General features: G+C 75.7%; 1 protein-coding gene. It reads left to right on the top strand.

The window, feature by feature from the left end; all coding sequences use genetic code 11:
• Positions 1 to 734, top strand: a 734-nt coding sequence (locus tag Q2100_RS26985) for a ribokinase (RefSeq protein WP_302916532.1), incomplete at both ends; no start/stop codon positions are given.

Here is a 734-nt window from a genome sequence, read left to right as displayed (position 1 = left end):
GGTCTGCGTGGTCGGCAGTGTCAATGCCGACGTGACGTACCGGGTCTCCGCGTTGCCGCGGCCGGGACAGACGGTGCTGGCGTCGTCGACCTCGAGCGCGCCGGGCGGCAAGGGCGCCAACCAGGCGGTGGCCGCCGCGCGGGCCGGCGCCGACGTGGCGCTGGTCGCCGCGCTCGGTGACGACGCCGCTGCGCAGTCGCTGCGGGGCCATCTGCGCGGCAACGGGGTCGCCCTCGACGGGGTGGTCACCGTGCCGGGGCCGAGCGGCTCGGCGGTGATCATGGTCGACGCGGCGGCGGAGAACAGCATCGTGGTGGCGCCGGGCGCGAACGCCGCGCTGCGGGTCGACTCCGCCGCGGTACGCGATGTCATCGCCACCGCCGAGGTGCTGTTGCTGCAGTTGGAGATCCCCGTCCAGACCGCCGTCGACGCCGCCCGGCTCGGGCGCGACGCCGGCGCGGTCGTCATCGTCAACGCCTCCCCGGCCGGGGCGAAGGCCCACGAGTTGCTCGCACTGTCCGAACTGGCCGACGTGGTGGTGGTCAACGAGGCGGAGGCAGCCGACTGGCACTGGCCGGTCCCGCATCTGGTGATCACCCGCGGCGCGCGCGGCGCGAGCTATCTCGGCGACGGGGAACGCTTCGACGTCCCCGCCCCGGCCGTCCGGGCGGTCGACACCACCGGGGCCGGCGACGTGTTCGCCGGCGTGCTGGCCGCGGACTGGCAGCGCGGCC

It is taken from the genome of Mycolicibacterium arseniciresistens (assembly GCF_030519285.1).
Lineage (GTDB): Bacteria > Actinomycetota > Actinomycetes > Mycobacteriales > Mycobacteriaceae > Mycobacterium > Mycobacterium arseniciresistens.
Note: the sequence above shows the minus strand (reverse complement) of the source record. Positions and strands in the feature narration are given on the sequence as shown.